This window comes from Candidatus Bathyarchaeota archaeon, assembly GCA_026014685.1.
In the GTDB taxonomy this organism is placed as follows: Archaea; Thermoproteota; Bathyarchaeia; order Bathyarchaeales; family Bathycorpusculaceae; genus Bathycorpusculum.
In genome coordinates, this window is sequence record JAOZHW010000007.1 from 340,212 (window position 1) to 363,134 (window position 22,923).

32 protein-coding genes are annotated in these 22,923 nt (G+C 45.8%); 12 read left to right on the top strand and 20 right to left on the bottom strand.

What is annotated here, in order from left to right; translation table 11 throughout:
* Positions 1-885, top strand: coding sequence for a hypothetical protein (locus NWE96_06085; protein MCW3983549.1), 885 nt, complete (start codon positions 1-3; stop codon positions 883-885).
* Here NWE96_06085 and NWE96_06090 read toward each other — a convergent pair.
* Complete coding sequence (locus NWE96_06090; protein MCW3983550.1) at positions 872-1,624, bottom strand: carbon-nitrogen hydrolase family protein; 753 nt, start codon at positions 1,622-1,624, stop codon at positions 872-874. The two genes, NWE96_06085 and NWE96_06090, sit on opposite strands and share 14 nt — an antisense overlap.
* Before the next feature lie 245 nt (positions 1,625-1,869).
* Between NWE96_06090 and NWE96_06095 the strand changes: the two genes are divergently transcribed.
* A complete protein-coding gene (locus NWE96_06095; GenBank protein MCW3983551.1) occupies positions 1,870-2,853 on the top strand; it encodes an asparagine synthase C-terminal domain-containing protein in 984 nt (327 codons plus the stop codon).
* A gap of 40 nt (positions 2,854-2,893) precedes the next feature.
* Here the strand turns inward: NWE96_06095 and NWE96_06100 are convergent, their stop codons facing one another.
* The 4 genes from NWE96_06100 to NWE96_06115 form a co-directional block, all read right to left on the bottom strand.
* Complete coding sequence (locus tag NWE96_06100) at positions 2,894-3,718, bottom strand: PKD domain-containing protein (protein MCW3983552.1); 825 nt, start codon at positions 3,716-3,718, stop codon at positions 2,894-2,896.
* 106 nt (positions 3,719-3,824) lie between these two features.
* Positions 3,825-4,625 carry a molybdopterin-binding protein gene (locus NWE96_06105; GenBank protein ID MCW3983553.1) on the bottom strand — a complete coding sequence of 267 codons (801 nt, stop codon included), beginning with the start codon at positions 4,623-4,625 and terminating at the stop codon, positions 3,825-3,827.
* Between the two features lie 81 nt (positions 4,626-4,706).
* On the bottom strand, positions 4,707-4,913 hold the full coding sequence (locus NWE96_06110; GenBank protein ID MCW3983554.1) for a hypothetical protein: 207 nt from the start codon (positions 4,911-4,913) through the stop codon (positions 4,707-4,709).
* Positions 4,914-5,207: 294 nt separating this feature from the next.
* Entirely contained in the window at positions 5,208-6,266 is a 1,059-nt protein-coding gene (locus NWE96_06115) for a zinc metalloprotease HtpX (protein MCW3983555.1), read from the bottom strand.
* A 341-nt stretch (positions 6,267-6,607) separates the two neighbouring features.
* Between NWE96_06115 and NWE96_06120 the strand changes: the two genes are divergently transcribed.
* A complete protein-coding gene (locus tag NWE96_06120; protein ID MCW3983556.1) occupies positions 6,608-6,799 on the top strand; it encodes a hypothetical protein in 192 nt (63 codons plus the stop codon).
* On the opposite strand, the gene NWE96_06125 is transcribed toward NWE96_06120, so the two are convergent.
* On the bottom strand, positions 6,796-7,023 hold the full coding sequence (locus tag NWE96_06125; GenBank protein MCW3983557.1) for a DUF2798 domain-containing protein: 228 nt from the start codon (positions 7,021-7,023) through the stop codon (positions 6,796-6,798). The two genes, NWE96_06120 and NWE96_06125, sit on opposite strands and share 4 nt — an antisense overlap.
* A 122-nt stretch (positions 7,024-7,145) precedes the next feature.
* Positions 7,146-7,586, bottom strand: a complete 441-nt coding sequence (locus NWE96_06130; protein MCW3983558.1) for a hypothetical protein — start codon at positions 7,584-7,586, stop codon at positions 7,146-7,148.
* Positions 7,587-7,783: 197 nt separating this feature from the next.
* Here NWE96_06130 and NWE96_06135 point away from each other — a divergent pair, with 197 nt between their 5' ends.
* Complete coding sequence (locus tag NWE96_06135; GenBank protein MCW3983559.1) at positions 7,784-8,134, top strand: hypothetical protein; 351 nt, start codon at positions 7,784-7,786, stop codon at positions 8,132-8,134.
* A 75-nt stretch (positions 8,135-8,209) separates the two neighbouring features.
* On the top strand, positions 8,210-8,749 hold the full coding sequence (locus NWE96_06140) for a hypothetical protein (protein MCW3983560.1): 540 nt from the start codon (positions 8,210-8,212) through the stop codon (positions 8,747-8,749).
* An 8-nt stretch (positions 8,750-8,757) separates the two neighbouring features.
* Here the strand turns inward: NWE96_06140 and NWE96_06145 are convergent, their stop codons facing one another.
* Genes NWE96_06145 through NWE96_06155 form a run of 3 tightly spaced genes read right to left on the bottom strand, consistent with a single transcriptional unit; the run spans position 8,758 to position 11,029 of the window.
* A complete protein-coding gene (locus tag NWE96_06145; protein MCW3983561.1) occupies positions 8,758-9,714 on the bottom strand; it encodes a hypothetical protein in 957 nt (318 codons plus the stop codon).
* Positions 9,711-10,553, bottom strand: a complete 843-nt coding sequence (locus NWE96_06150; GenBank protein ID MCW3983562.1) for a hypothetical protein — start codon at positions 10,551-10,553, stop codon at positions 9,711-9,713. The genes NWE96_06145 and NWE96_06150 overlap by 4 nt, the downstream gene beginning before the upstream one ends.
* The gene (locus NWE96_06155; protein MCW3983563.1) at positions 10,550-11,029 is read right to left on the bottom strand and encodes a hypothetical protein; all 480 of its coding nucleotides are present in this window, start codon (positions 11,027-11,029) and stop codon (positions 10,550-10,552) included. The genes NWE96_06150 and NWE96_06155 overlap by 4 nt, the downstream gene beginning before the upstream one ends.
* Positions 11,030-11,221: 192 nt before the next feature.
* On the opposite strand from NWE96_06155, the gene NWE96_06160 reads away from it, so the two are divergent.
* Complete coding sequence (locus NWE96_06160) at positions 11,222-11,506, top strand: glutaredoxin family protein (protein ID MCW3983564.1); 285 nt, start codon at positions 11,222-11,224, stop codon at positions 11,504-11,506.
* Positions 11,503-12,078, top strand: a complete 576-nt coding sequence (locus NWE96_06165) for a ferredoxin:glutaredoxin reductase (GenBank protein ID MCW3983565.1) — start codon at positions 11,503-11,505, stop codon at positions 12,076-12,078. Before NWE96_06160 ends, NWE96_06165 begins: the two co-directional genes overlap by 4 nt.
* Here NWE96_06165 and NWE96_06170 read toward each other — a convergent pair whose 3' ends face one another.
* Together NWE96_06170 and NWE96_06175 are read right to left on the bottom strand one after the other, a co-directional pair.
* A complete protein-coding gene (locus NWE96_06170) occupies positions 12,079-12,228 on the bottom strand; it encodes a hypothetical protein (protein MCW3983566.1) in 150 nt (49 codons plus the stop codon). It lies immediately after the preceding gene.
* Positions 12,229-12,977: 749 nt separating this feature from the next.
* Positions 12,978-13,547 carry a ribbon-helix-helix protein, CopG family gene (locus tag NWE96_06175; GenBank protein ID MCW3983567.1) on the bottom strand — a complete coding sequence of 190 codons (570 nt, stop codon included), beginning with the start codon at positions 13,545-13,547 and terminating at the stop codon, positions 12,978-12,980.
* Between the two features lie 204 nt (positions 13,548-13,751).
* Between NWE96_06175 and nth the strand changes: the two genes are divergently transcribed.
* Positions 13,752-14,411, top strand: a complete 660-nt coding sequence (nth, locus tag NWE96_06180) for an endonuclease III (protein ID MCW3983568.1) — start codon at positions 13,752-13,754, stop codon at positions 14,409-14,411.
* A 53-nt stretch (positions 14,412-14,464) separates the two neighbouring features.
* Positions 14,465-14,941 carry a peroxiredoxin gene (locus NWE96_06185; GenBank protein MCW3983569.1) on the top strand — a complete coding sequence of 159 codons (477 nt, stop codon included), beginning with the start codon at positions 14,465-14,467 and terminating at the stop codon, positions 14,939-14,941.
* Between the two features lie 169 nt (positions 14,942-15,110).
* Here NWE96_06185 and NWE96_06190 read toward each other — a convergent pair whose 3' ends face one another.
* Positions 15,111-15,998: a GDP-mannose dehydrogenase gene (locus NWE96_06190; protein MCW3983570.1), complete on the bottom strand. Its 888-nt coding sequence runs from the start codon at positions 15,996-15,998 to the stop codon at positions 15,111-15,113.
* A gap of 76 nt (positions 15,999-16,074) precedes the next feature.
* On the opposite strand from NWE96_06190, the gene NWE96_06195 reads away from it, so the two are divergent.
* Positions 16,075-16,578 (top strand): N-acetyltransferase, encoded by a 504-nt coding sequence (locus tag NWE96_06195; GenBank protein ID MCW3983571.1) that lies wholly within the window; start codon positions 16,075-16,077, stop codon positions 16,576-16,578.
* Positions 16,575-17,552 carry a DUF354 domain-containing protein gene (locus tag NWE96_06200; GenBank protein MCW3983572.1) on the top strand — a complete coding sequence of 326 codons (978 nt, stop codon included), beginning with the start codon at positions 16,575-16,577 and terminating at the stop codon, positions 17,550-17,552. Before NWE96_06195 ends, NWE96_06200 begins: the two co-directional genes overlap by 4 nt.
* Here the strand turns inward: NWE96_06200 and NWE96_06205 are convergent.
* The 5 genes from NWE96_06205 to NWE96_06225 form a co-directional block, all read right to left on the bottom strand.
* Complete coding sequence (locus tag NWE96_06205; protein ID MCW3983573.1) at positions 17,549-18,319, bottom strand: S-adenosyl-l-methionine hydroxide adenosyltransferase family protein; 771 nt, start codon at positions 18,317-18,319, stop codon at positions 17,549-17,551. The two genes, NWE96_06200 and NWE96_06205, sit on opposite strands and share 4 nt — an antisense overlap.
* 3 nt (positions 18,320-18,322) lie before the next feature.
* Positions 18,323-18,607: a MoaD/ThiS family protein gene (locus tag NWE96_06210; GenBank protein ID MCW3983574.1), complete on the bottom strand. Its 285-nt coding sequence runs from the start codon at positions 18,605-18,607 to the stop codon at positions 18,323-18,325.
* A 50-nt stretch (positions 18,608-18,657) separates the two neighbouring features.
* Positions 18,658-19,038, bottom strand: a complete 381-nt coding sequence (locus NWE96_06215; protein ID MCW3983575.1) for a hypothetical protein — start codon at positions 19,036-19,038, stop codon at positions 18,658-18,660.
* A 15-nt stretch (positions 19,039-19,053) separates the two neighbouring features.
* Positions 19,054-19,287, bottom strand: a complete 234-nt coding sequence (locus NWE96_06220) for a 30S ribosomal protein S17e (GenBank protein MCW3983576.1) — start codon at positions 19,285-19,287, stop codon at positions 19,054-19,056.
* A gap of 143 nt (positions 19,288-19,430) precedes the next feature.
* Positions 19,431-20,204, bottom strand: a complete 774-nt coding sequence (locus NWE96_06225; GenBank protein ID MCW3983577.1) for a TatD family hydrolase — start codon at positions 20,202-20,204, stop codon at positions 19,431-19,433.
* A 149-nt stretch (positions 20,205-20,353) separates the two neighbouring features.
* Here NWE96_06225 and NWE96_06230 point away from each other — a divergent pair, with 149 nt between their 5' ends.
* Entirely contained in the window at positions 20,354-20,575 is a 222-nt protein-coding gene (locus NWE96_06230; protein ID MCW3983578.1) for an NFYB/HAP3 family transcription factor subunit, read from the top strand.
* Positions 20,576-20,791: 216 nt separating this feature from the next.
* Here the strand turns inward: NWE96_06230 and NWE96_06235 are convergent, their stop codons facing one another.
* Both NWE96_06235 and NWE96_06240 read right to left on the bottom strand, forming a co-directional pair.
* The gene (locus tag NWE96_06235; GenBank protein MCW3983579.1) at positions 20,792-22,402 is read right to left on the bottom strand and encodes a glutamate synthase-related protein; all 1,611 of its coding nucleotides are present in this window, start codon (positions 22,400-22,402) and stop codon (positions 20,792-20,794) included.
* A gap of 184 nt (positions 22,403-22,586) precedes the next feature.
* Positions 22,587-22,922 carry a hypothetical protein gene (locus tag NWE96_06240; protein MCW3983580.1) on the bottom strand — a complete coding sequence of 112 codons (336 nt, stop codon included), beginning with the start codon at positions 22,920-22,922 and terminating at the stop codon, positions 22,587-22,589.
* Between the last annotated feature and the right edge of the window lies 1 nt (position 22,923).

The following is a 22,923-nucleotide window of genomic DNA, read 5'->3' on the forward strand; positions in this document are numbered from 1 at the left end:
ATGCAAATAGGCTTAGTCACATACAAACCCGAGTTCGTCGAAGGCTATGATGTTCATGTTTACTTCTCTAAATGGGTGGATGGTCAAGTTTTTCCCGCTGCAAAGGGCATGCAAAATGACGTGACTGTTTTCTGCGACGCCAAAGCCATCCGAGAAGACCCCAACATCGTTTCACTCTCCAAAGGTGGCCCCGCATTACGTCGGAACCGTAAATCGAATTTAGCGTTTGACTTCGTCTGCCCTACCCATCAGGGATACCGCAAAAAAGTCTTCGACTATCTTGACGATGTTTCTAAGCAGGATATTCAAGGAGTTACCCTTAATCTCTACCACTTCGCTGATCAAGACTACTGCACCTGCCCAAGATGCACTGAGCAGCGCGAAAAAAGCAGATTGAACTGGACAGAGTGGCGAGCCAAAACGATAACCGCGTTCCTAAAAGAAGCTAAAACCCACACTAAAGGCACTTTTGCGGTTGAAATGTTCCCGGACCCTGTTTTGGCTAAGGAACGCTTTGGTATAGATTTCGCGGCTATTGCTGAGTTGGTGGATTACTTCCATGTGCCGCTGTCGTCGAGGGATTACTTCACTAACTACTGGGTTGACACTATCGTCCGCGACTTCGTTGCCACCTTAAAGAAGCCTGTTGTGGTGGAGTTGAGTGCGGAGATGCCGACCGACGAAAAAATCGATGCTCTTCTTAGGACTGTGGCTTATATCTCGCGCCATAACCTGATGGCGGTTTTGCTGTTGGTTCATGACTCTGAGAACGCACGGCAGGTTGCACGGTTTGCGGTGCATAACGCTGAATTCCGCGAATGGCTTCAAACCTACGATTTTAAAGAAATGATTCGTATCGTGGATAATTGGGCTAAACTTTACTGAGCGTCTTTCGGTATTCCCTTAGTCGCTTCATATCTAACTCTGCAGTTAACACGGAGTCTTCAGGTGCGTCTGTGACCTGGCCCAGTATGCCCCAAGGCGCGATAATGGCGCTTCTGCCGCCCCTCATGTTAGAGCATACATTGCCAACTTTTAGGACGAATACACCGTAGTCTCTAGCGATACCCTCGGTTAAGGGGTGCCCTTTTACGATTGGATGTGAACCCATGGCTGCAACGGGCAAAGAAATGATTTCTGCGCCTAACTGAGCAACCTTTTTAACTAGCGCGGGGTCAAAGCTGTCAGCGCAAACCAGCAGCCCTATCTTGCCGAGTTCCGTATCCACAGCCAATGGCTGGTCACCTCTGGCGACGCCTGCAGTGATTTCGGCTTGGATGGGGTTGATTTTTTTGTACTTAGCCAATAGCGCGCCGTTTCTCCATAGGGTGCTTGTGTTGTAGTATTTGCCGCTGTCTTCCTGTAGGACTGTGCCGCCTAAGAGGTAGATGTTACCGATTAGTTTGGAGACTTCTTGGAGGAATTCGAGGGTTTTGGTGCAGGTTTCTTGGCTGATTTTGGCTGCGTCGGTGAAGTCTGCCATGCAGTTTGGGACGGTAAAGTATTCGGGTAAGGCTATTAGGGCTGGGTTTTGTTTGGCGGCTTTGAGGATGGCTGTTTTGGCGGCTTTGAGGTTTGCTTCAAGGGTGGGTCGGATTTCCATGTGGAGTATGCTGACTTTCATTGAGTTTCCTCTTTGGGGTTGTGTATTGGTTTGGTTGATGGCTTTTGAAGTTTACTGTGTTTTTTGTAAGAGGCGATTGTGGTGAATGATTGGTGTTGTCGGCGCCTTAAAGTGAGCTAAGCGATGTGTTTGTTTAAATTTTTTGCATATTTTTATACAAATGTTCAGGTTTTAAAGTCTTTTATATGCATGCAGTAAACTTAATTAGCGGCGAAGCGACAGACACTATAACAAAAGTGATGTAAATGGCCATTAACGAAACAGAAGTTAACAAATACAAAGCAGAAGCCCGAGAACTAGTCCACAAAGTAGTAAAGAAAAACCTAGCCGACGGCTTCCTTTTCTCCGCAGGAACCGACACCCAAATAATCGCCTACGAAGCAGTCAAATACAAACCCGACATCCCCTGCCTAACCCTCGCGTTTAAACATGGACAACCCAAAGACACCGAATACGTCAAAAAAATGGTTGAACTCCTCCACCTCAAACACGAAACCTACCAATTCGGCAAAGAAGAAGTCTACAAATTCTACCCAAAAGTCGTCGAAGCCCTCAAAAAATATGACCCCATGGAAATCCGCAACAGCCTCCCCGTCTACATCGGCTTAACACTCCTAAAACCCAAGGGCATAAAAACCGTCTTCACAGGAGACGCTTTAGACGAGCTTTTCGGTTACCCTTGGCAGTTCCACCTAAGCGAAGAACAGTTTGCAGTTAAACAGAAGGAAATGTGGGCGGAAATGGGTTTCTCCTCGTTCCCTATGGCTGAATCGATGGGCATGCAAATCAAAGCACCTTACCGCGACCCCGAATTCATGGAATGGGCCATGAAGCTGCCAATCAAATACAAAATCAACATGTACAACGGCGTCAAATACAGCAAATGGATCCTACGTAAAGCCTATGAAGACGTCATCCCCAAAGACATCATCTGGCGACCCAAAGCGCCACTGGAAGCAGGCACTGGCACAGAAACCCTGCGCACCTACTTCAACGACTTAGTTGAAGACAAAGAATTCAACGAGAAGAAAGCAGCTATCAAAGCCGAAGACGACGTTGAAATCCAAGACAAAGAACAACTGCTCTATTACGAAGTGTTCCGCAAGAAATTTGGCAAACCTAAAGACGTCTTCCCCAAAGTCGAAGGTGCAGTGCAATGCCCCAAGTGCAAAAGCCACCTCGTAACTAAAATCCAGTTCTGCAAAGTTTGCGGAGCTTACCCCATCTAACATTTTTCTTCTTTTTGTTAGATTTTTATAGAGAAAAAAATTAGGGTTTAGAGTTTTTTCTCAGCAACACAACGATTACGACGCCAAATACAGCTATAACCGCGACGATAATCAGGGCAATTGTCCAGTCTGAGTTAAGACCGTTTGGTTCTGGGGTGGGTGAAGCTGGGGGGTTTGCGGTGGGCTGTGTTGTGGGGGGTATGTAGGTGGTTGGCGCAGGCGTGGGGGTGGCTGTTGGAGTGGGAGTTGCGGTTAAGTCCGGGATTCGGGCAATTAACGTTGACGAACCATTGTTTCCTGCATGATCTATAACGGACAAAGTCACCGTATAGTTCCCTGCATCAGTATACGCATGAATTACTGTTACGCCGCTTGTAACGTTGCCATCTCCAAAATCCCAAACTACATTTGCAATTCCAAAGTTGTCTGTGCTGTAGCTGGCATCAAAATACACGGTCCGATAATCAGTAGTGTACCAGCTGGCGTAAGGCACGGCATCAGGCGGCGTAGTGTCAACCACGATGGAGGCATTTGCAGTTGAGATTTGGCTTTCGCTGTTTTGGAATTCAGCGTATATGGTGTAGTTTTTGTCTCCCTCTGTCACCGTATAATTTGCTTGGGTTGCATAGTCTTCCCATTCTGACCAAGATGAGTTATCGGTGGAGAATCGCATCTGAACAGCGTTGCTTGAGAACAGAGTGAATGATAGGGTGGTTGAGTTGGTGTAGGCTTCTCCAGTGTTTATTACTATGGAGCCTGTTTGGGCATACACTTGTCCGCTGAAGAGGCTTGCTGCGGAGACTGCGGTGAGGATTAGCATTACGGTTAAGGCAACGGGGGGTAGCTTTGTTTGGTAAACTTTCATTTGGGTGCACTCTAAAAAGCTACAGCGCCAGTTTTCAATATAAAACTTTACCAGAATTGTACCCGCCTCTCAGCTTCTTTAAGGAAAAGAAGATTCCCAATGGAGATCAGGTTCGTGTTTTTCCACCGTTCTCTGCAATCAAAGCTCTAAGTTGCCCAGCCGCCTTCTCCAGCCACCCATTAGGTTCCCCATTTTTTGACATCATGGTCAAATGCAACTCCACCCTGTTGCAACCCATCGGATGCGACTTAACGTAAACCCCACGATACTCCGCCATCACCCTATCTATGAGCGGAGCCAAACGTGACTCCACAACACCATCTGAAAAAACGCTACATTCACAAAAAACGCAATCTCCACCAGCCACCCTAATCTCAGCTGCGATGCTTTCAGTGAAAATCGCTTTCATTTCAGCAGGTACTCCAGGTAAAGCGTACAAAACTGTTTCGCCGATTTGAGCCCGCAGCGCAGGTGCAGTTCCGATTGGGTTGTTTACAGGTTGAGTTGTTTCTGGAAAAATCGCCATCTTGACCCTCGGCGGCGTCATCTCAACTTCACCGGGCATGCCGTGGTTTTTGGCGAATTCGGTACATTTCCGCTTCACCGTTTCGTATGCATCGGCGTTTACAGCGAGTTTTTGGTTTAGGGCTTTGGCGATACCTTGGAAGGTTTTGTCGTCAAAAGTCGGACCTAAACCGCCTGTGGTGATGATGAATCGGGGTTTTCTGCAAGCGACTTCTTGAATACAGGCGGCGATTTCGTCGATGACATCTTGGATTACAGTGACTCGCCTTAAGTTCGCGCCCAACGCGGTGATTTGTTTTGCAAGCCAATAAGCATTGGTGTTTTCGATTTTACCGATGAGCAATTCGTTACCGATGCAGATGACTTCGACATCAACGGTCAAAGGGGTTCCTCGTTTAGCCTTTCCAAAAAAGGTGCATAGTCAAGGCTATGAATGCTGTTGGTTCCCCTTGTTGGGGTGAACCTATTTTTTGCTAAGGTACCATTTAAGGTACTCTTTTCGGCGGGCTGCTTTGGCATCTTCCTCGCTGTCGTAGTCTGGTCGGCGTTTGTCGTGGTAATCGTTGAGTTCCTGCCCTGTGCAGGATAAGCCGCAACCTTTGCAGACGTAGTGCTTGGTTAAGGAGATGTAGTGCATTTCTCCGCCGCATTCGGGACAATAATTCACCATTTATGTATGCCCTTTTTCGGTTTTGTAGTTAATCGGCGACGGAGAAATATTAGTCTTGTGCGGTTTTGTCGGGTTTTCGGGCTTGAAAACCTTTGAACCATTCCAGTGCCGTGTGAAGGGTGGATTTTTATGAAAAAAGCGTCTTTATTGTTGTTACTCAATATTATTATTCGATTAAACCATTCTATAATAAATGTGGGGGGTTGTAGTCGTAAGTTCCCTATGTTCCCCTAAGTGTAGGTTGCTTCGTGTATCTGTCCACCTTTACGACTACAACTCATCCTAAAAGGGGGTTTAGACGTGGCGGTACATTTGGTCATCAGTGTACTGTCCCGTATTCATTTCCTGCTCAATTTCCCGCAACAACATTATACGTTTGTAGGTTGGAGGGTGAGTTGCAAAGAGACTGTTCATCTGCACCCATGTATCATTAGCCTCCTTCTCCATGGCCAAACTGAGTTCACGCTCATTTAGAACTCCATCATTGTCCAAGTCGTATTCGTCTTTCTTGCTCATAACACGCTTGATTTCCTGCTTTGCAGTAGCTGGATCACCGATGTAGAATGCACGGGCACCCTCAGGCGGCTTAGGTGAAATAGATAAACCATAAGTAATTTTTGCAAGACCACTCTGCAGACCATGCGGGGACCCCGTCAAATAAGCGGAGAAGGCGTCAGCGTAGTGTTCGCGAAGACGGCTTAGGCGCATGACGATAAGGAACGTCAAGATGTAGACTATGAACGCAACTATACCGATAACGATTAGGGCGGCGCCTGCGTTTCCTTCTTTTTGGTTCCGTCGCCCCCTGCTTGACATGGAGCTAATCATACCTGCACGTAACGCGGCTTGAGCGATGATGTATGCAATCAGCGGTAAAGCTGAAAGAACCGTCATAACTATGTAATCTTTGTGCTTGATGTGCCCCAGTTCATGAGCGATGACAGCCTCAATTTCCTGCTTGTTCAAGGTTCTAAGCAGCCCTTCATGTACGGCTAAGGTGGCGCTGCTGGTAGTTCTGCCAAACGTGAACGCGTTGGGCGAGTTGTCGGGCACGGTTGCCAGTTTGGGCATGGGTAACCCGCTTTTTTGCGCCAACTCTTTAACCATGTTTTCAAGCCACGGATTTTCACCTGGCTTTAGATAATGTAGCCGTGTGGTTGCCGCGACTATGACTGGGCCGATGGCATACTGAAAGAGGATAAACAGTGCTGAGGCACCTAAAGCTACGAACAGCCCTGTGAATGTGTCTAATTCTAGGAAGTAGACGATGCCGAAGACGAAGAGTCCAAAGATGAATGCTGATAGGAATATGGAGATTCCCATTGCGGCTTTAAGTTGTGACAGATTCGCCAAGTATTGCCCCTCTCAGTGCAATCCAGATTGTAGAACTAGAGATTAAGGTTTTTCCCAAAAAGAAGATTGAATCCTGCCCAGAAATCGACGCCTACGAATCGTCCAAATTGCGCCTTTCTTTATATAAGGGAGGGGAGGTAGACGCTGAGACGTCGCGTGGTTTTCATGTTTATTTTTTTGGTTAGTGAATTGTAAGTTGAACTTGTAGTTCAGGCTGATTGGAGTTCTTTTAGTTTGGCTTTGGTCATCGTTTGGTTAGTATTCCTCAGATGGTGGTCGCGGTCTCGTTTGGCGTCGGCACCATTGTAGAAATTATACGTTAAGCGAGGGAGAATGAGGAGTTGAAAGAAAAAATTAAGAAAATCCAGAAAGCTAATCCAAGCTTAAACAGCTTCGGTGAAGGCATGGGGATAACTCGCTTTTTCTCTACACCACTCTGTCTTTTAGTTTTAAGTCAACTGATTAAATCCTTTCAAGAAAGCGTATACTTCGAGGAAGCCGCCTCAGTAAACCAAGTTTCGAAGGTAGCTTAGGGCGAACAAACTCTGCAGACTAGTCGCCTCACAAGGGGCATAATCAAAAGTACGGTTGGTAAACCTACAGCGAACCCGATTAGCCACCCAAAAGTGAACCTCTCTAGAAACCCAGGTGTCCAGCCAGTCATAACTGTGGTCATTGTGAAAGTCATGGTTGTATCCATCACTATCATCATTAAGACCGCTGTGAGGGTGCCCGCGTATTTTGAGTTTAATTTCATAGGTTGGCCCTTGTCTGCATTTTAGCTAACAAAAAAGATTTCGGCGACTAAAAAAGGTACTGTAGCGTTCGTGTTAGCTTAGGTTGACAAAGAAACCCGAAAAAAGGAAGCCACTGTTGGGGCTACATTGTACCTGATATCGTAATGCTGTTGCTAAAGACAGTTATGCTGTTGTCTATAGATGAGGAAACAGTCAAAGTCAAGGTTGCTTGCAGCACCTGATTTGCACCCAGCACGGCGTTGTTGCGGTTCCACGTTATCGTTATGTACTGTGAAGCTGTCTGGGGCGACCAGTTGCTTGTCGACATACTCAACGTTTCCGCGGCGTTGCCCGAGTTTTTTATGTAGAGTGTGTAGGTTGCTGAGGTTCCCGGTGAGAGATTGCCCCAGTTTATGTTTGTTGCTGTTTGTGTGCATGCGCTGTCAAGGTAGACTTCAACGTTTATGGTGGAGACGGTGCCGCTGGAGGAAATTGTTTTGCTGGTGTTTAGTACTCCATATGTGCCAGTTGCGACTGCGCCCAGAAGGATCGCTGCACAGAGGCCTGCCCAGAATACCTTCAATTCCAAGTTCACCTCATTGGCACAAATGTGTGAGGCTTCTTAGGTGTTGTCCGTCAGGTGAACTACACAAATATACCATTTGGCAGTCTAATGGTGCTTTTTTGGCGATATTTATATGCACAAAATTTATATTGAAAACAAACCCAATAGACAAACAAGGCGTAAACACATTTTTAAAACAATCAACGAGGAATAAAATGAACGACGTTGAACTCAGGGCAACCTTAGCTAAACTGGTTAAGCAAATAGAATGTATCGACGCCAAAATCAGTCAGATGCCTCAAGTTCAGATCCAAGTTTCCAGTCGTCTTTTGCCTACTTTGTTGGCGTTGCAGAAAATCGGGTCAGGAACCGCCACCCAAGTCAGCAGGATAACCCAGCGGTGCCGCGCCTTTGAAAGCAAAAACCTAAACGAACTCTGTCTCATGGGTGCTGTGACTAAAGAGAAGGTGGGGCACGAAAAGGTGTTCAAGGCCAAAACCGCAGTTGACCTCCTTAACGTCGAAGTGGTGCCTGCGAACATCAGATGTAGGTCTGTTCAACATTGAATTGCACAAAATCTTTAAAGAAACAGGTTAAATACACTGCATAACCTAACAGTTGTACAGTAATGGGTGGCTTGATTGGTTAAAACTGCACTACTAACTCCAGCATATTTGTCAGTAGCTTGGGCATTGATGGTGAGTTACCAAATCTTCACACAAACAGCCGTAACAACCGTCGTTAATTCATTAGCAGTCTATGTCCCAGTGGTGGGGTTGTGGTTGGCTTCGAGAATCGACATGGTCATCTTCGTATACGCCTTCGCATGGGTCTTCGTCTTATCCTCAATCATTCCAACCCTGCTTTTGGGCAAAGAGCGAAGCGTCTTTGTGCAGTTCTTGGTCTGTTTAATCTTAACCCTGATGGGCTTCATCTTAATCGACGTCTTGGCAGGTTACGGCTTTAACCTAAACGACCCAGCCGCAGTCATGGCTAACCCCTATACGCAGCTATTTAGCAACATATTCTTCGCTGCCTTCTACCTGTCGTTACCCTACATATTCATGCTTGCCATAGATGTACGGGGAAGGAAAAAGCGCAGACTACAGAATGACCGCGTAAAGAAACTAACTGAAGAATACTTTAAAGAAAAACCCAGCGACGCAACCACACAAACGTGAGGATTTTCTCAACTTAAACTCTTGTAAGTGAGCAATGTTCCGTCGGGTTCAAATTCTGCCTCAAAAAGGCCCGTGTAAACAGTAGTGCCCATTTCATCGCTGTTTTCGCCTCTTGCTGATAGCAGAATAGTTAACCCTTGATAGTTGCCGACCTCGTTATAACCGATAGAAATTATTAATGCACTGATTTGCGAAGCGTTGGGCCGGTTTTGGTAGATGTCCACTCCCTGTTTTAAGAATGAGGCAAGTCCTATGCGGTCAATTTGTTGGAATGTATCAACTGTGGATTGCAGTGTGTACCTTTTGGTTTGGGGTATTCTGGGGAAGAAGCTTTCCATCATGTTGCCAACACTCGTGCGGTATGGTTTTCCTTCGATGTTGCCTATGGTTACTTCAGAATTTGTGTCTGTAGTTCGGAAGGTCCAGGTCAACCATCCATGGTTGGGGTAAGCGCAGATTCTCAGTTTTTCAAAAGTTGCCGAGTTAAGATGATTTGCTTGTAGCAAACGGAAATTTTCTGACTGCTCAACGTTTTGCAGATACTCGGTTAACGAGGCGTTGAGTAATGAGGGATAACTAAGCTGAGGTACAGTTGTAATTGTAAATCCTGACGTTTCAAATACCAAAAACTGTAAACAGGCAAAGATTAACACAAGACCAAGAAGACAAAACGCGGATTTTCTCAAGAATATAGCTGCTTGTTTGTAGTTTGTTCGGTCGACTATAAACCAAAAAATCCCCGCTATTGCTGTTGAGACGACTAAGGCTGTTTGGATAGTTGAAAAAGCAAATAACAAAGTGAAAACTGCACTATACATTGCAGCATTAGTGAGGATTCTTCTGACAGGGTTAGGCAGCGATTTATGCCCTCTGGGTCTTCGTAGTGTGCTGCTTTGAAGTGGCATCTTCGTTTCCTGTGGGAACCAGCCTCTAACTTGCTTTTCTATTTCTTTAGTGTTTTTCATGCTTTCAGCTCTTGATAAGCTATTTTCTTTGTGCTAGAACCCGGATGGCTTCTACCTATATTTACTAACGAAATGACAAAAACCCCCAACAAACTCAATATACCTGCAGCGAGAACGATGTTACCGATGTCTCGATAAGGGTATCTTATGATGTATCCGCTTTGAGCTCCATTAATAGGCGTCTCTATAGTAAAGGAGGATGCGCCTGCATTACTGGCATTACAGTATAAGGTGAAAACGACGCCTGAAACTAAAGGTTGTAAACTTACCGGACCCGGTTCAAAGGGTGGTGTCAGGTCAAATACGCTAAAGAGTAAAGCTGGTTTTTTAGACGCGTCAGGCCTAAACATGCCTGTCTGATTGAATTCTTCTGGTGTGTACGCTTTTAAAGTGGTGTTGTAGCGAGCATACCTTAACGTAGTAACGTATACTCCAGAACTAATGTTTCCAGGCTCGTTAAGATACACAAACAGCGTGTTAACCCTGTTAGCTGGACCAAGCACACTTTCTTGCAATGGCGGCGAAATGAAGAGGTGAATAGAACAATTATAGAGAGTTCCATCAATCTGAACGGGATCATGATAAGTTACGCTATTTATAGGCAAAGAATAGGTACCTTTAATTGTAGAAACTGAGGTTAGAAGTAATCCACCAAGTATAAGACAGATAGATAAAACCACAGCAACCAACTGGGCCACATTAATGGTTAATTTACTTCTTATGCGTTCGAGTTTTACGGGGTTTGTTTTAAGATGAAGTTTCATTTGCTTGTTTGGACTAAGAGGTTCCTGTGGAAACCAGCCTCTGATGAGAGATGCGAGTTTTCCTCTGAAAGTCATTCCTTCAACTCCGGCATCAATTTAGAGAATACTTGATGTGCTAACTTGGCTGGGTGAATATTTTCAGCGTTGGGAATTTCTATGCCTCTTTCTTTTGCTATGTCGATTAGGTATTGTTTTGTTTGGTTGAGGAAGGCTGGGTCGGTGACTTCTTCGGGGTTTGGGTGCCAGTACCAGACTTTTATTCCGTGGGTGGTTGTGTAGGTGATGATGGCTTTCTTTTTGAGTGCAGGGTGATATCCTAAGAGGATGGCTTGTTGGGGGTTGAGTTTGGTTACTTGGAGGTCGTTTACTGCGGCGACTTCTAGGAGGGTGGTGGCGAGTTTTGTTTGGGCTGTGTGGCGGGTTTGGTTGACGTATTGGCGGGTGGTTTTGAGTTTTTCGGCGATGCTGCTTACTGTGAGGCCGCTACTTAGGAGGGCCCAGATGGTTTTTTGGCTTTGACTCAGCGGTGAGGATACGGAACAACTGGACATAACAACATCTGTAAATAATTCAGTGTTTACAAATATTTATAACTTTCCAAAAACAACAGTCCCCAAACGCCGCACCAACCAAAGCAGTAACTTTACAAACATGCAAAAACCAACCGAGGGTCTTCTTTGGCAGGTTTATCTAAACAGTTATATTCGCCCCGCCCCACCCATTTAATTGGTGAATTATTTCTAATGGAATTCTCCAAAGTTTCTGGAACCAAAACCGACCACAAAGTAACCATATACGCCCTCAGCACCTGTGTCTGGTGCAAACTAACCAAACAATTCCTAAGCGACAACGGCGTCGCCTACGAATTCGTAGACGTAGACCTCCTCGACGAAACCGACAAAAGAAAAGTACACGAAACCATCCTAACCAGAGGCGGCAGCCTAAGTTACCCAACTACAATTGTGGACGACAAAAAAATCATCACAGGCTTCCGAAAAGACCAACTCAAAGAGGCACTTGGAATTTGACCCCACTAACCATAGATTTTGTGCGAAAACGCGCCGAAGCCGACGCCAAAACCTACGGTTACTACCTAACACCCCAACAAGACCTACTCCAAATGTTTCTTGAAGGATTAAAAGCCAACGAAGAAAGATACGGATATCCGGTTTGCCCTTGCAGACTTGGCACAGGCAACATAGACCTTGACCGAGACATCATCTGCCCCTGCGACTACCGCGACCCCGACGTAGCCGAATACGGCTCATGCTACTGCCGCCTATACGTCACCAAAGCAGTCTACGAAAGCCAAAACCTCCCCGAAGTTCCAGAGCGCCGTCCCCAAGAAAAAATCGCACGCGCATACGGAGTGCCAACAGCGGCGCCTCAAGTACCTCAGCAGTTCACTGTGGCACCGACACCTGAAACATCAAAACCTCAACCACCACCAAAACAGCCTGCAGTCAAAAAGAAACTGTGGTACTGCAAACAATGCGGCTACGTGGTGTACCGTGAAGACCCGCCCTACATCTGCCCGATCTGTAAGGCTAAACGGGAAATCTTTGCAGAAATAGATGCCAAAGTGGAGTTAAACGGTTAACTACCGTTCCACTTGGATTTCGATTTTTTTCCAGTCTTCGCGGACGCCTTTTAGAGTTGTTACTGCACCCGTTACGGTGCCGTTGAGGATGCTTTCAACAAAGTCGTTTAGGGGAATAACTTTTCCATCTACCTTTAATTGCAAACCCATCAGTTTCACCTTAACAGTAAGGTAGCTTGCCAAAGCAAAAAAGCTTATCGAAAAAGCGGACGGAAAGTTGATTTAAAAAATTTGGTTAAGAAAATTGGGAGTGATTGAGGTTATGCCTGAACCTGTAGGTGTGGTTGTGATTTTTCATGTTGTCTCCGGTTTTCCTTGGTTTGAGGGTGTAGTTGGCGAAGACCTCTTTGGAGTTTGCTAGGGCGTTTAGGTTTAGGGTGGTTTCCATGTTGTTTTTTCTCCTATGGGTTTAGGGCTGTTGTGCAGCCGGCCAGTTTCTCTGGCATTTTTAGGTTTTTCTTGTTTTCCACACTCATGTTTTTACACCAACTTTTCGTGAAACAATATAATAGTTACAATCTATATATAATTAGTTGAGAATAATTCATAAAAGTTAAGAATACATCAGTAAAACTACAAGCATATATTTACAGAACTGCCTTAAAAAGACGCCTAAAGTAACTCCTAAAACAAACATGCCGAACTCAGCAACTTTTCCCAAAAGGGGGCAAGTTCTAAAGTTCGGATTTCTCTGCCAAGCTTTTGGCCAAAATTATCTCGCTAGCGAAGTAACCCACTACCAAGACGATTAAGCCTAAACCGATGGCTAACATAGTAATCAACCTTTATCACCAGTATTCCATATTTGTTTAATTAAATATAAATATAGTTAAGATATGTTCATAAAAATTAAGAAAAAATAAACGTATGATATAGTAATTCGCGGAATTACTAAACAATTATGCTTTAGATGAGCACGGTTTCAAAGTAACCCGCAACTTTGTCAAGTTCTCCTTAATCTCCACTTTCACACCCATAGCCGCAAAGTACTCCTCAAGGAAGATGCGGATGAAATTCTTTGAAACCTCCGAAATTAACACCAACGTATAATCGTTAGGCGCGTTTTTTGTGAGACGATAAAGGTTACAAGCTTCCAGACGCGACAACATGTCCTCTGTTGTGTGCACTTTCCCTTTGAGTTGTTCCCAGTGGGCTTTAGCGAGTTCTCGATGTTCTATCCAGAACCGCTCCTTCTGTGGCGACGTTTCAACTATCCGCAGAAACATAAGCCAGTGATCGACGTCTATGATGACGTGTTCGCCGCTCAGCAGCATGTCTAGGTATGAGTGAAGTTTGCGTTTGGTTTGGGGTTCTTCGAGGGTTTTGTTTTCGGCGTAGAATTTTATGGCTCGACGCATGACTTCGCTTTGTGAAACATCTGATTCAGTGCTTATTTTTTCTAGCATGTCTGCGGTGGTTTTGTCGAATGCTACGGTTATTCTTGTCGGGTTTGTCACGTTTTCAGTCAACCTTTTTTTTGACAGCTTTTCAGTTTATTGATAATTATATAAACATTACGCAACAATATTCAAGTTTTACTTTTCATATTTCCAAATATCTGGGCTTTAAACTGTACATATGTTTAACAATTCCCGCCGTGGAAGCGCAAAACTCTTTTATCCCCAACAAACCCTAAACAACACAACAAACCACCCACAAAACAGGAACCACACATGACCACCCCACAAATAAACCTCAACCCAAAACAGCGAACCCAAAAAATCCTAGAACTACTCCAAAAACTCTACCCAAACGCCAAAACCGCCCTCAACTACACCAACCCCCTCGAACTCCTCGTCGCCACCATGCTCTCCGCCCAAACAACCGACGTAAGAGTCAACATAGTCACCCAAACCCTATTCAAAAAGTACCGCACCGCACAAGACTACGCAAACGCATCCATAAAAGAACTAGAAAAGGACATACACTCAACGGGTTTCTATCACAACAAAGCAAAAAACCTCAAAGCCTGCTGCCAAATGCTAATGGAAAAATTCGGAGGGCAAGTGCCTAAAACAATGGAAGAACTAATTCAACTTCCCGGTGTAGCCAGAAAAACCGCCAACATTGTCCTCTACCACGGTTACGGCATAACCGCTGGAGTTGCCGTAGACACCCACGTGATGAGGCTTTCGCAGCGCTTGGGCTTAACAAAAGAAAAAGACCAAAACAAAATCGAACAAGACCTCATGGCCATAACACCCAAAGACCAGTGGATGCCGCTAACTGACGTGCTGATTTTCCACGGCCGCCAAGTTTGCATGGCAAAAAACCCCCAATGCAACGCTTGTGTACTGAACAAAATTTGCCCCTCCGCGTTTACCTTCAAATAGCATCAAAAATTTATAGCCCCAACACCTAACTTTGGGTGAGGACTGATTCTTGTATGGTAAACGTTAAAGTAGGCGATCAAGCCCCCGATTTCACTTTGCTCGATGTCGATATGAACGCACGGAGTCTGCGTGAATTTTTGGGACAAAAAGTTGTTTTAGCCTTTTTTGTAGGCGCATTCACCGCCACATGCACCAAAGAGATGTGTACCTTTAGAGATTCTATGGCAAGACTGACAAACTTAAACGCCCAAGTTATCGGCATAAGCGTCAACGACCCCTTCTCAAACAAGGCATTCGCAGAAAAAAACCGTTTACCTTACCCTATTCTCAGCGACTACAAACGTGAAGTCATACGGCAGTATGGGTTGGAGTCAACGGATTTTGCTGGTTTAGGGGGATACGTGGTTGCTAAACGGTCGATTTTTGTTTTAGACGAGAAGGGTGTTGTTCGCTACGTGTGGGTTTCAGATGACCCCAATGTTGAACCGAACTATGAAGAAGTTCAAGCGGCGCTAACCAAGATTACATAGCAACCTTGAAGTGCTCATCCACTTTTTTGGATGAGGAGTTACTCGGCTGCCGTAGCAGCGTTTGTTCTATATATCGGGCGGGGAGGAGGCGGCAGAGCAGCAAAGCATGCGATTGCGGTCTCTTATGCCCAAAAATAAGAAGGGCTATAGATAAAAATCTCAATCGCATTTAGCTACATTGGTCTTTTTGTGGAAGTGTAACGTTTTTGTTGCCTGTCAGTTCTTTTTGCAGGGCTTCGGCGCGTGCAGCGACTTTTTGGGCTTCGGCTTTTATTTCTGGGTCCTTCATTTCTTCGCGGCGTTTTTTGTTGGATTCTAAAATCAACCGCAGCATGTCACTGTCGTAGGATTTCAGCAGCAACTCAGTGTTTGGAATGAGGCAGTGACCGCCGATGACTCCTGGAAACATCACAGGTCTATCAAGCCGCACACGATGCGTGTCTTCGATGAAATCGACCGTTTCGTTAAAGTCTGCGCCGAATTTGTGGGCGATGCGGTGCATCTCTTGGAAGCAAGTGATCATCCAAGCGCGGTATGTGGTTTCGAAGATTTTTGCCAACTCCGTTTCTGTGCAGCCTTTGAGCACTTTAACTTTAAGCCCCAACTTCTCGAAATGAGCCTTCGCCAACTTGGAATCTTCTGGTGTGGCGCCGCCAACGTATTTTGGCCAGCGCTTCATTTCCCAAAGCATATGTTCAGCGTTTATGTGGACGCCGCGCGAGGGCGAATGGGCAACTGGGCATTTGCATTGGTCAGCGATTTTTTTTGTGGTTCCAGGGGGTGTGGTGCTGTTGTTGATGATTAATTTTGGTTTGTATTGGGTTGCGTATTCTGCCACGATTTGGACGAATTTGTCGGGGTTGCCGCAGGGAAGGCAAACCTGAAGCGTATTGACCGTGGCTGGAACCGTATGTTTGCTTTGACCCAGTTCACGCATCTTAGCTTCGTCTAAATCCAGTCCATAAACCTCAAAAACATCCTTTCTCTCAGCGTATAGGGTGAAGAGAGTGTGACCGATTTCGCCTAAACCGATCACTAAAACTGTTTCTTTAGTCATAGAGTGATGCCTTCGTTTTGTTGGTGAACCATGTGATTTTAAAACTATTTAAATCTGGAGCCAGAAAAAGCTAAGTATGCAGAATCAGAAACGTGGCGTCGGCATCGTTGAAGGCAAAAACGTGCAGATCGGCAAAGACTGTGCGATTTGGAACTATGTGGTTATCGGTGATAACACCAAAATCGGCGACAACACAATCATCGGCAGTTTTGTTGACCTCGGCAAAGACGTCTCAATCGGAAAGAACTGTAACATACAAGCCCATGTCACCATCTCAAACGGTTGTGTCCTTGGCGACAACGTTTTCATCGCGCCTAACAGTAGTCTGCTAAATGACAAGTACCCCAAAAGCACCTACATGACACCGCCAATCATAAAAGACGGGGCAGCTATCGGTGGAGGAGTCACCATCTTGCCAAACGTCACCGTCGGCGAAAAAGCGGTTGTGGGCGGTGGAAGTGTCGTCACCAAAAACGTGCCTCCCAAAACTGTGGTCGCTGGTTGTCCCGCGAAAAAAGTCATGACACTTACAGAGTTTGAGGCAAAACGTGAAAGGTTCTTAGCTCAGGTGAAGCGATGAGGGTTTGGTATGACGCCTGCACGGGTAAGCACACCCGATACGGCGCAGCCATCGGCAAAGAGCTGAAAAAATGTGGTCACGAATTCATATTCACCACAAGAGAGCACCCTGACACGTTGCCGCTTGCGAAACTGCTCGGCGAAAAACCACTTGTCGTCGGCAAATATAACCCTTCAACTAATGAATCTAGGCTCAAAGAAAGCGCGGAACGTGTCATCGAATTCGCTAAGCTTTTTGAAAAAAACAAACCCGACGTCGCTATCGCTCACCAATCTGTCGAGTTATGCCGAACCGCCTTTGGCTTGGGTATTCCAATTATTTTGACTGCTGATACGCCGCATGCGTTGGCAGTTAACAGGTTAACCATCCCCTTCGCCCACACAGTGGTGGTTTCTGAGGCTTTGCCAAAGAGCTTCACGCGGCAATACTGTGCTCAGAGGGTTGTTCCATTTCGAGGTGTAGATGAGGTTGCGTGGATTAAGGACTTCAAACCCGCAAAACTCTCGGTTAAGAAGCCCCTGATTGTGCTTCGGCAAATAGAAACCAAAGCTGCATACGCGAAAGGCAAAAGTGACAGCGCAAAAACCCTCGCGGAGCAGCTTGCGGAACTGGGAAATGTGCATCTGCTTGAGCGCTACAACTGTGAAGGTCACGCTTTTGGGGCGAAGGTGGCTTTTGAGGATTCAGCCAGTTTGGTTGCGCACGCAGATTTAGTTGTCAGCTACGGCGGAACCATAAGCCGCGAAGCTGCCCTGCAAGGCGTCCCAAGCATCGCCATCGGTGACATGGCAAAAACCCCCGTCAACAGCTACCTCGCAAAAAAGGGCTTTCCACTTTTCATAACAACCGAAGACAAAGTGCAGGGGTTGGCAAAGAAGTACATGAGCAAACGCTTTGATGTTGCCGAAAAGCTTGCGGCGTTGGAAAACCCCGTTGAAGTCATCGCAAAACTCGTAGAAACCATAAAACCCTAAACCGCAGAAACTTGAACCTTGTCGCCTGCGTTAACATGGAACTTTTCTGCGAAACTGCCCTGATTGAGAGCTAACTCTAAAAAACCGTGACTGCCAACTAACGCTGTGGGTTCGTGGAGTTTGGTTTCTGCGTAGGTTTCTGAGAGAGCAAGCTGCAACGTTAAATGATGTAGAGTTACTTTCAGGGTTCCGTCTTGTAGGTCTTCTTTTGGTATGTTTGTTATGACGTTGCCAAAGTCATCAACATGCAAAACCTCACCAAACAATGCGCCATTTTTGTGCTCCACGGACGCGAATTTTGGGGTGACTGGGTCGGTGACTTCTGGGCCGAACTCTTGTGGTGCAATACCTCGGTCGAGGTGGGCTGCGGCGGGGGCAAAGATGTCCCTGCCATGGAAAGTGGAGGAAACCTTGGGAAGCATGAACTTTGGGTTAGCTATTTCATAGATGTGCTCGATTCCCTGTGCTTGAGCGGCTATCATCAACAGGCCGTTGTCTGGGCCAACGAAAAAGCCGTTTTTAGTTTGAACTATAATTGCTCGTCGAGTGGTGCCTACACCGGGATCTACCACCGCTACGTGCACTGCACCTTTTGGATAGTATGGTGCAGCGGAAGCTAAAATGAAGGCACCCATGCGGATGTTGTATTTTTCTACTTTGTGGGTTATATCGATGAGGGTGGCGTTTGGGTTTATGGTTAAGATGACACCTTTCATTTCCGCCACGTATGGGTCTTTGAGCCCAAAATCCGAAGTTAAAGTTATCATTTTTTAGCCGCCGTGTACAACTGGAACAAACACGACTTCGTCTCCGTCACACAGTTTAGTTGCATATCCGTTTAGTACGCTAATTTCTCTGCCGTTAACCAGTATGAGCGAGTTGGAGCGTGCATCGTTTAGTTCTTGGTCACAGAAGGTGTGCTTCAACGATGGGATGTCTTGGCTTATGGCGTCAACCATGCTTTTGACGGTGAAGCCTTCTTGGAAGTTTAGGGTGAACTGTTTTTTTCCTGACAGATGACGGAATGCACCGAGGAATTTGATTATTAGAGGCACCAGTGATTACACTCGTAACAGTAGGATAAGAAAGTGGTTTGTTAAAAGTTTTAGCTAAAACCGTCGAGTTTTTCCTGCGTGAGGGTTTCAACGATATCTGTGGCGATGTCCACGATGGAATCTGCCTGCTTCATCATTGCATCCCCGTTGACTTCTTCAAGCTGAGAAATCTGCTGCACAATCGTCTCTATCTCCATCAAAAACCGCAAAACAGAATCGTTAGTCGCAGGGTTTTTTGCAACTTCGTCACGGATGAGTATCTCGATGAAGGCTGGTTCGCCGAGGCTGTAGTAGATGGCGTTTCGGGCTTTACGTATGGCCTCTAAAACCAAGCTTGGTGCCATGTAGGGGATTTTGCGTGCGGCTTCTAATTCAGCTTTTGCTTCACGCAAATACCTTAATGCCCAACCTCTGCGGTACTCATCCATCATAGCATATTTCTCTGATTAATCGACTATATCTTCTTCGATTTCAGTTTCCATCTCAGAGCTAGATTGAGCCAACGCGATTGTGCGTGTAATGTACCCGGCGACTTTGTTGCGTACGCGTGTAGTTGTGCCTTTGGTCACTTCGTCTACGGCGCGTTTGTTTTCGTCAAAGTTAGTTGTGAATTTGCCTGGAAAGCGAGTCATTAGTTCTTTGCCGAGATGCTTTATCTGCTCAGTCTTTACTTTTCCCAATCAGTTTCCTCCAGTGTTAACGTGTTTTCTCCGACGTTTAAAAGCGTAGGAGCAACTCTCAATATTGAGTAGCCGTAATTTAAGGTTACGCCTCAAACCAACATAATATGCTGCCAGCAAGTTGCGTATAAACCGTTAAATTGCTAGTTTAGTTTTATGTTAAAGAAGGTTTCAAAGTTCTTGGCAACCTGCAAAGCAACTTCATCGGCAGATAATTTTTTAATTTCAGCAACAGCAGCAACAACGTTTCGGATGTAGGAGGGCCTAGTTAATTGCCCATTGTAGGGTTGTTTCCAGTAAGTTACTGGACCATCAGTTTCCGTCAACAGGTTGGTAAGAGGGGTTTTTTCTACAACTTCACGGATGCCGTTGGAGTATGTTACAGGTGGACCTTCAGTGATGTAGTAACCGTTGTCTATGGCTTTAGCAAGGGCTGTCATGGGGTGACTAAACCAATGCAGCAACACACGACTAAGGCGGTATGATGGAAGCATTTCGACGATTTTGTCGGTGGTGCCCCTTGAATGTATGATCACTGGAAGGTTGAGTTCTTCAGCTAAATGCAGCATGCTATTGAAAACCTCAACTTGCTGCTCCCAGATAGATTCATACTTGTAGTCTAAGCCGATTTCGCCGATGGCGACCACTTTACCTTTTTGGGACCGGATGAATTCTATAGTATCCTGTAGCTCGTTTCCTTTGAGCACATTAACATTCCAAGGATGGATACCTAAAGCAGGATAAACCAAACCTAGATACTGCTCGGCGAGTTTAACGTCGTTTTGGCAGGTCTTTAAATCCATAGAATTAGTCACCAAAGCAGCCACCCCAGAGGTTTTCGCATCGGCAATTAAATCTTCAATGCGACCAATATATTCGGTGTCAGAGAGGTGAATGTGAGCGTCGATTAATTTCATTATTTCTCAGCGCTATATGCGTAGTTGAGGGTTTTAAAATTTTCTTTACTAAACTCGCTGAGTATGGGCTGGCTGCTTTTTAGAGCAAAAAACGATAACAAAGGTTAAATACAGCTTTAAAAAGAAAAAGGAGCTAGAGAGATGTCGATATGACAGAATTAGAAATAGCTGTAGCTCCCATGCATAGACTATGTAAAAAAGCAGGCGCGGACAGAGTAAGCGAAGCCGCAGCAAAAGAACTAGCAAAAGCCTTAGAAGAAATCGGCGTCAAAGTCGCCAAAGAAGCACTCGATTTCGCAATGCATGCGGGAAGAAAAACAATCAAAGCCGAAGACATAGAAATCGCGGCAAAAAAAGTCATGGGCAAATGAGCTAACTAACATTCATCTTTCCCTTCTTCTTTTTTGTTCAACACCCCAACCTGAGATGTGCTTTTTTGAATAGATTCCCCTTTTAGATGTGCAATCGGTTCCGTATCCGTACATGGTGGAGCCACGCGACGTCTCAGCGTCTACCTCCCCTCCCTTATATAAAGGGCAAACAAATTTTCAAATCAAAAAAGGTACAAAAAGAAAAAGGAAAGACGCTTAGAAGTCAAGTATCTTCTTGACTGCGTCGTTTTCGACTTCATGCGCCAACGGAATGCCTGTCACTTGCTGTGCAATGTTGCTTAGACTCATCAAGTCGCCGCGGTTCAGCAAACTCAAGTTCCATTTGCGGTTACCCGCCATCAACTGCTTAAGACCCACACCGACTCTGTCAGTTAGGTACGTGTAGACGCCGACACTTTCCAGCGGGATTTCGCTGTATCGTTTGCCGTATTTGGCTTTAAGCTCTGGGGCAGCTATGAAGAACTTGTCTGGGTTAGCGCCGAACTTGTCCACGAAGCTCTTGGGCAGTTTGCCTTCAGCTGCGAGTTGTTTGAAGTAGCTGGCTTTCATGGCTGCAGTGATCGGTGAGCGTCCCATCAAAACCGCTTTGACCAGTGGGCCATCTCCGAAGTTGCTCATGGCGATGGTTTTGAATATGCTGGTTTCTTCTATGAAGCCGCCTGCCATGACGAGGTCAGGAACGTACTTGCCCTTCTTCTTGAGAATCTGAGCACATTGCAATACGAGTGCTTGGAGGTAGAGAGTTGGGATGCTCATTTCATCCATCATGGGGACTGGGCTCATGCCTGTTCCGCCTCCTGCACCGTCAAAGCTGAGGGCGTCGATTTTAGCTTCCGAAGCCCATTTCATGGTATAAGCAACTGCGCTGGGTCGGTATGCGCCTGTTTTGAGGAACACTTTTTTGGCGCCCTGTTTGCGTAGCCACTCTATGTCTTCTAGAAAGCTTTTCTCTTTGGGGATGCCGACTCTGCTGTGGCGCTCAAAGGTGTTGAAGACGCCGTCTTTGAAGGCTTGCTGTACTACTGGGTCTTCAGGGTCTGGGATAACGATGTAGCCGCGTTTTTTGAGTAAGATGGCTTTTTCGAGACTTTTTAGGCGTACTTCTCCGCCGATGGCTTTGGCTCCTTGGCCCCATTTACGTTCGATGATGTTGACTTCAAGTTTAGAAAGTGCGTAGACGTCTATGCCTAAACGTTGGTCTTCAACGTTGGTTTGGATGATGACGTCGCCGTATTTTTTATCCCAGAATTTGCGGAAGGAATCGACTCTGCGTTTGAGTTCTGGTGAGTGGGTGACTTTGCCGCCTGTCAGTTGAGATTCAACATCCATACCTGCGATGTTTTCGCCTATGGTTACTGATACACCTGAGAGGGCTGCGCCTATGGCTAATCCATCCCAGTTGGCGCGTGCGACCTCGGTTGAGCCGAAGGCGCCTGTGAGGATGGGCAACTTTAGGGGCATGCCGCCGACTACGACTTCTGTGTTGGCGTTGGGGAAAATTGCTGCTTCAGATGTTTCTGCTACGCCCTGTGCTTCAAAGAGTCCAGCTTGTATGCTGAAGTGCGACCAGTCTAAGCCGAAGTTTTTGAGGGCTCCGGCGGTGCTGGTTCCGAATTGGGCTGGTTCGGGGTAGAGGGCTTCTCTTCCTCTAAATGCTGAGAGGCTGATTTCGCACAGGACAGGGCAGTCGCGTATGCAGATGGGGCACATGCCGCTGATTGTGCTTGTGTCTTTTACTCTGGTGTTGGTTCCAACGGTTGATTTGCCGTTGAGGTATGAACTGTTTTTGTGTACTCGTTCGCTCATTTGTTCAATTCTCCAAGTTACCTCAAAGTTAATGTGGTTGCTAGTGCGTTCGTTCAGTATTTAATCCTATTCAACATCATATATACGAAAAAACGAGTAATTATATGAAATAAATGAAACAGCCGTTCAACACTAGACGTACCATACTAAACAGAAATAAATAGTGAAAAGCGTGAACATTTGTCTAAAAATTCACTAAGGACGCCTCAGAACTTTGCCCACGTAAACACTTGTGGCAAACACAACTGAAAGGCAAATTCTTAGTTGAACAAGTCTCTACGTAGCTGCATTCTTTGCAGCCAAAGCTCTTCCCGCATCCAATACAAATCTGCTGAAAAACAACTTCATCCCCCAAAATCACGCCGACCGTTTCAATAAGCTTCTCTATGTTATTGTAACTCTTAATAGAAAACAAGCCTGCGTTACGGTCATAATCCAAGCCGAGATGGATGAGGCTGACGAATTTTTCTTTCTCCAGCCGCGGAAGCTTAAACCCTTTGCTGTTCAAAACAATCGTCATG

Bases quoted from the DNA above. Each gene is read 5' to 3' on its own strand.
- NWE96_06240 (MCW3983580.1), bottom strand. From the start codon at position 22,922: ATGACGATTGTTTTGAACAGCAAAGGGTTTAAGCTTCCGCGGCTGGAG.
- NWE96_06225 (MCW3983577.1), bottom strand. From the start codon at position 20,204: ATGAAATTAATCGACGCTCACATTCACCTCTCTGACACCGAATATATT.
- NWE96_06125 (MCW3983557.1), bottom strand. From the start codon at position 7,023: ATGAAATTAAACTCAAAATACGCGGGCACCCTCACAGCGGTCTTAATG.
- NWE96_06205 (MCW3983573.1), bottom strand. From the start codon at position 18,319: ATGATAACTTTAACTTCGGATTTTGGGCTCAAAGACCCATACGTGGCG.
- NWE96_06150 (MCW3983562.1), bottom strand. From the start codon at position 10,553: ATGACTTTCAGAGGAAAACTCGCATCTCTCATCAGAGGCTGGTTTCCA.
- NWE96_06100 (MCW3983552.1), bottom strand. From the start codon at position 3,718: ATGAAAGTTTACCAAACAAAGCTACCCCCCGTTGCCTTAACCGTAATG.
- NWE96_06085 (MCW3983549.1), top strand. From the start codon at position 1: ATGCAAATAGGCTTAGTCACATACAAACCCGAGTTCGTCGAAGGCTAT.
- NWE96_06095 (MCW3983551.1), top strand. From the start codon at position 1,870: ATGGCCATTAACGAAACAGAAGTTAACAAATACAAAGCAGAAGCCCGA.
- NWE96_06145 (MCW3983561.1), bottom strand. From the start codon at position 9,714: ATGAAAAACACTAAAGAAATAGAAAAGCAAGTTAGAGGCTGGTTCCCA.
- NWE96_06155 (MCW3983563.1), bottom strand. From the start codon at position 11,029: ATGTCCAGTTGTTCCGTATCCTCACCGCTGAGTCAAAGCCAAAAAACC.
- NWE96_06135 (MCW3983559.1), top strand. From the start codon at position 7,784: ATGAACGACGTTGAACTCAGGGCAACCTTAGCTAAACTGGTTAAGCAA.
- NWE96_06200 (MCW3983572.1), top strand. From the start codon at position 16,575: ATGAGGGTTTGGTATGACGCCTGCACGGGTAAGCACACCCGATACGGC.
- NWE96_06235 (MCW3983579.1), bottom strand. From the start codon at position 22,402: ATGAGCGAACGAGTACACAAAAACAGTTCATACCTCAACGGCAAATCA.
- NWE96_06160 (MCW3983564.1), top strand. From the start codon at position 11,222: ATGGAATTCTCCAAAGTTTCTGGAACCAAAACCGACCACAAAGTAACC.
- NWE96_06185 (MCW3983569.1), top strand. From the start codon at position 14,465: ATGGTAAACGTTAAAGTAGGCGATCAAGCCCCCGATTTCACTTTGCTC.
- nth (MCW3983568.1), top strand. From the start codon at position 13,752: ATGACCACCCCACAAATAAACCTCAACCCAAAACAGCGAACCCAAAAA.
- NWE96_06170 (MCW3983566.1), bottom strand. From the start codon at position 12,228: ATGGGTTTGCAATTAAAGGTAGATGGAAAAGTTATTCCCCTAAACGAC.
- NWE96_06215 (MCW3983575.1), bottom strand. From the start codon at position 19,038: ATGATGGATGAGTACCGCAGAGGTTGGGCATTAAGGTATTTGCGTGAA.
- NWE96_06090 (MCW3983550.1), bottom strand. From the start codon at position 1,624: ATGAAAGTCAGCATACTCCACATGGAAATCCGACCCACCCTTGAAGCA.
- NWE96_06190 (MCW3983570.1), bottom strand. From the start codon at position 15,998: ATGACTAAAGAAACAGTTTTAGTGATCGGTTTAGGCGAAATCGGTCAC.
- NWE96_06195 (MCW3983571.1), top strand. From the start codon at position 16,075: ATGCAGAATCAGAAACGTGGCGTCGGCATCGTTGAAGGCAAAAACGTG.
- NWE96_06110 (MCW3983554.1), bottom strand. From the start codon at position 4,913: ATGGTGAATTATTGTCCCGAATGCGGCGGAGAAATGCACTACATCTCC.
- NWE96_06230 (MCW3983578.1), top strand. From the start codon at position 20,354: ATGACAGAATTAGAAATAGCTGTAGCTCCCATGCATAGACTATGTAAA.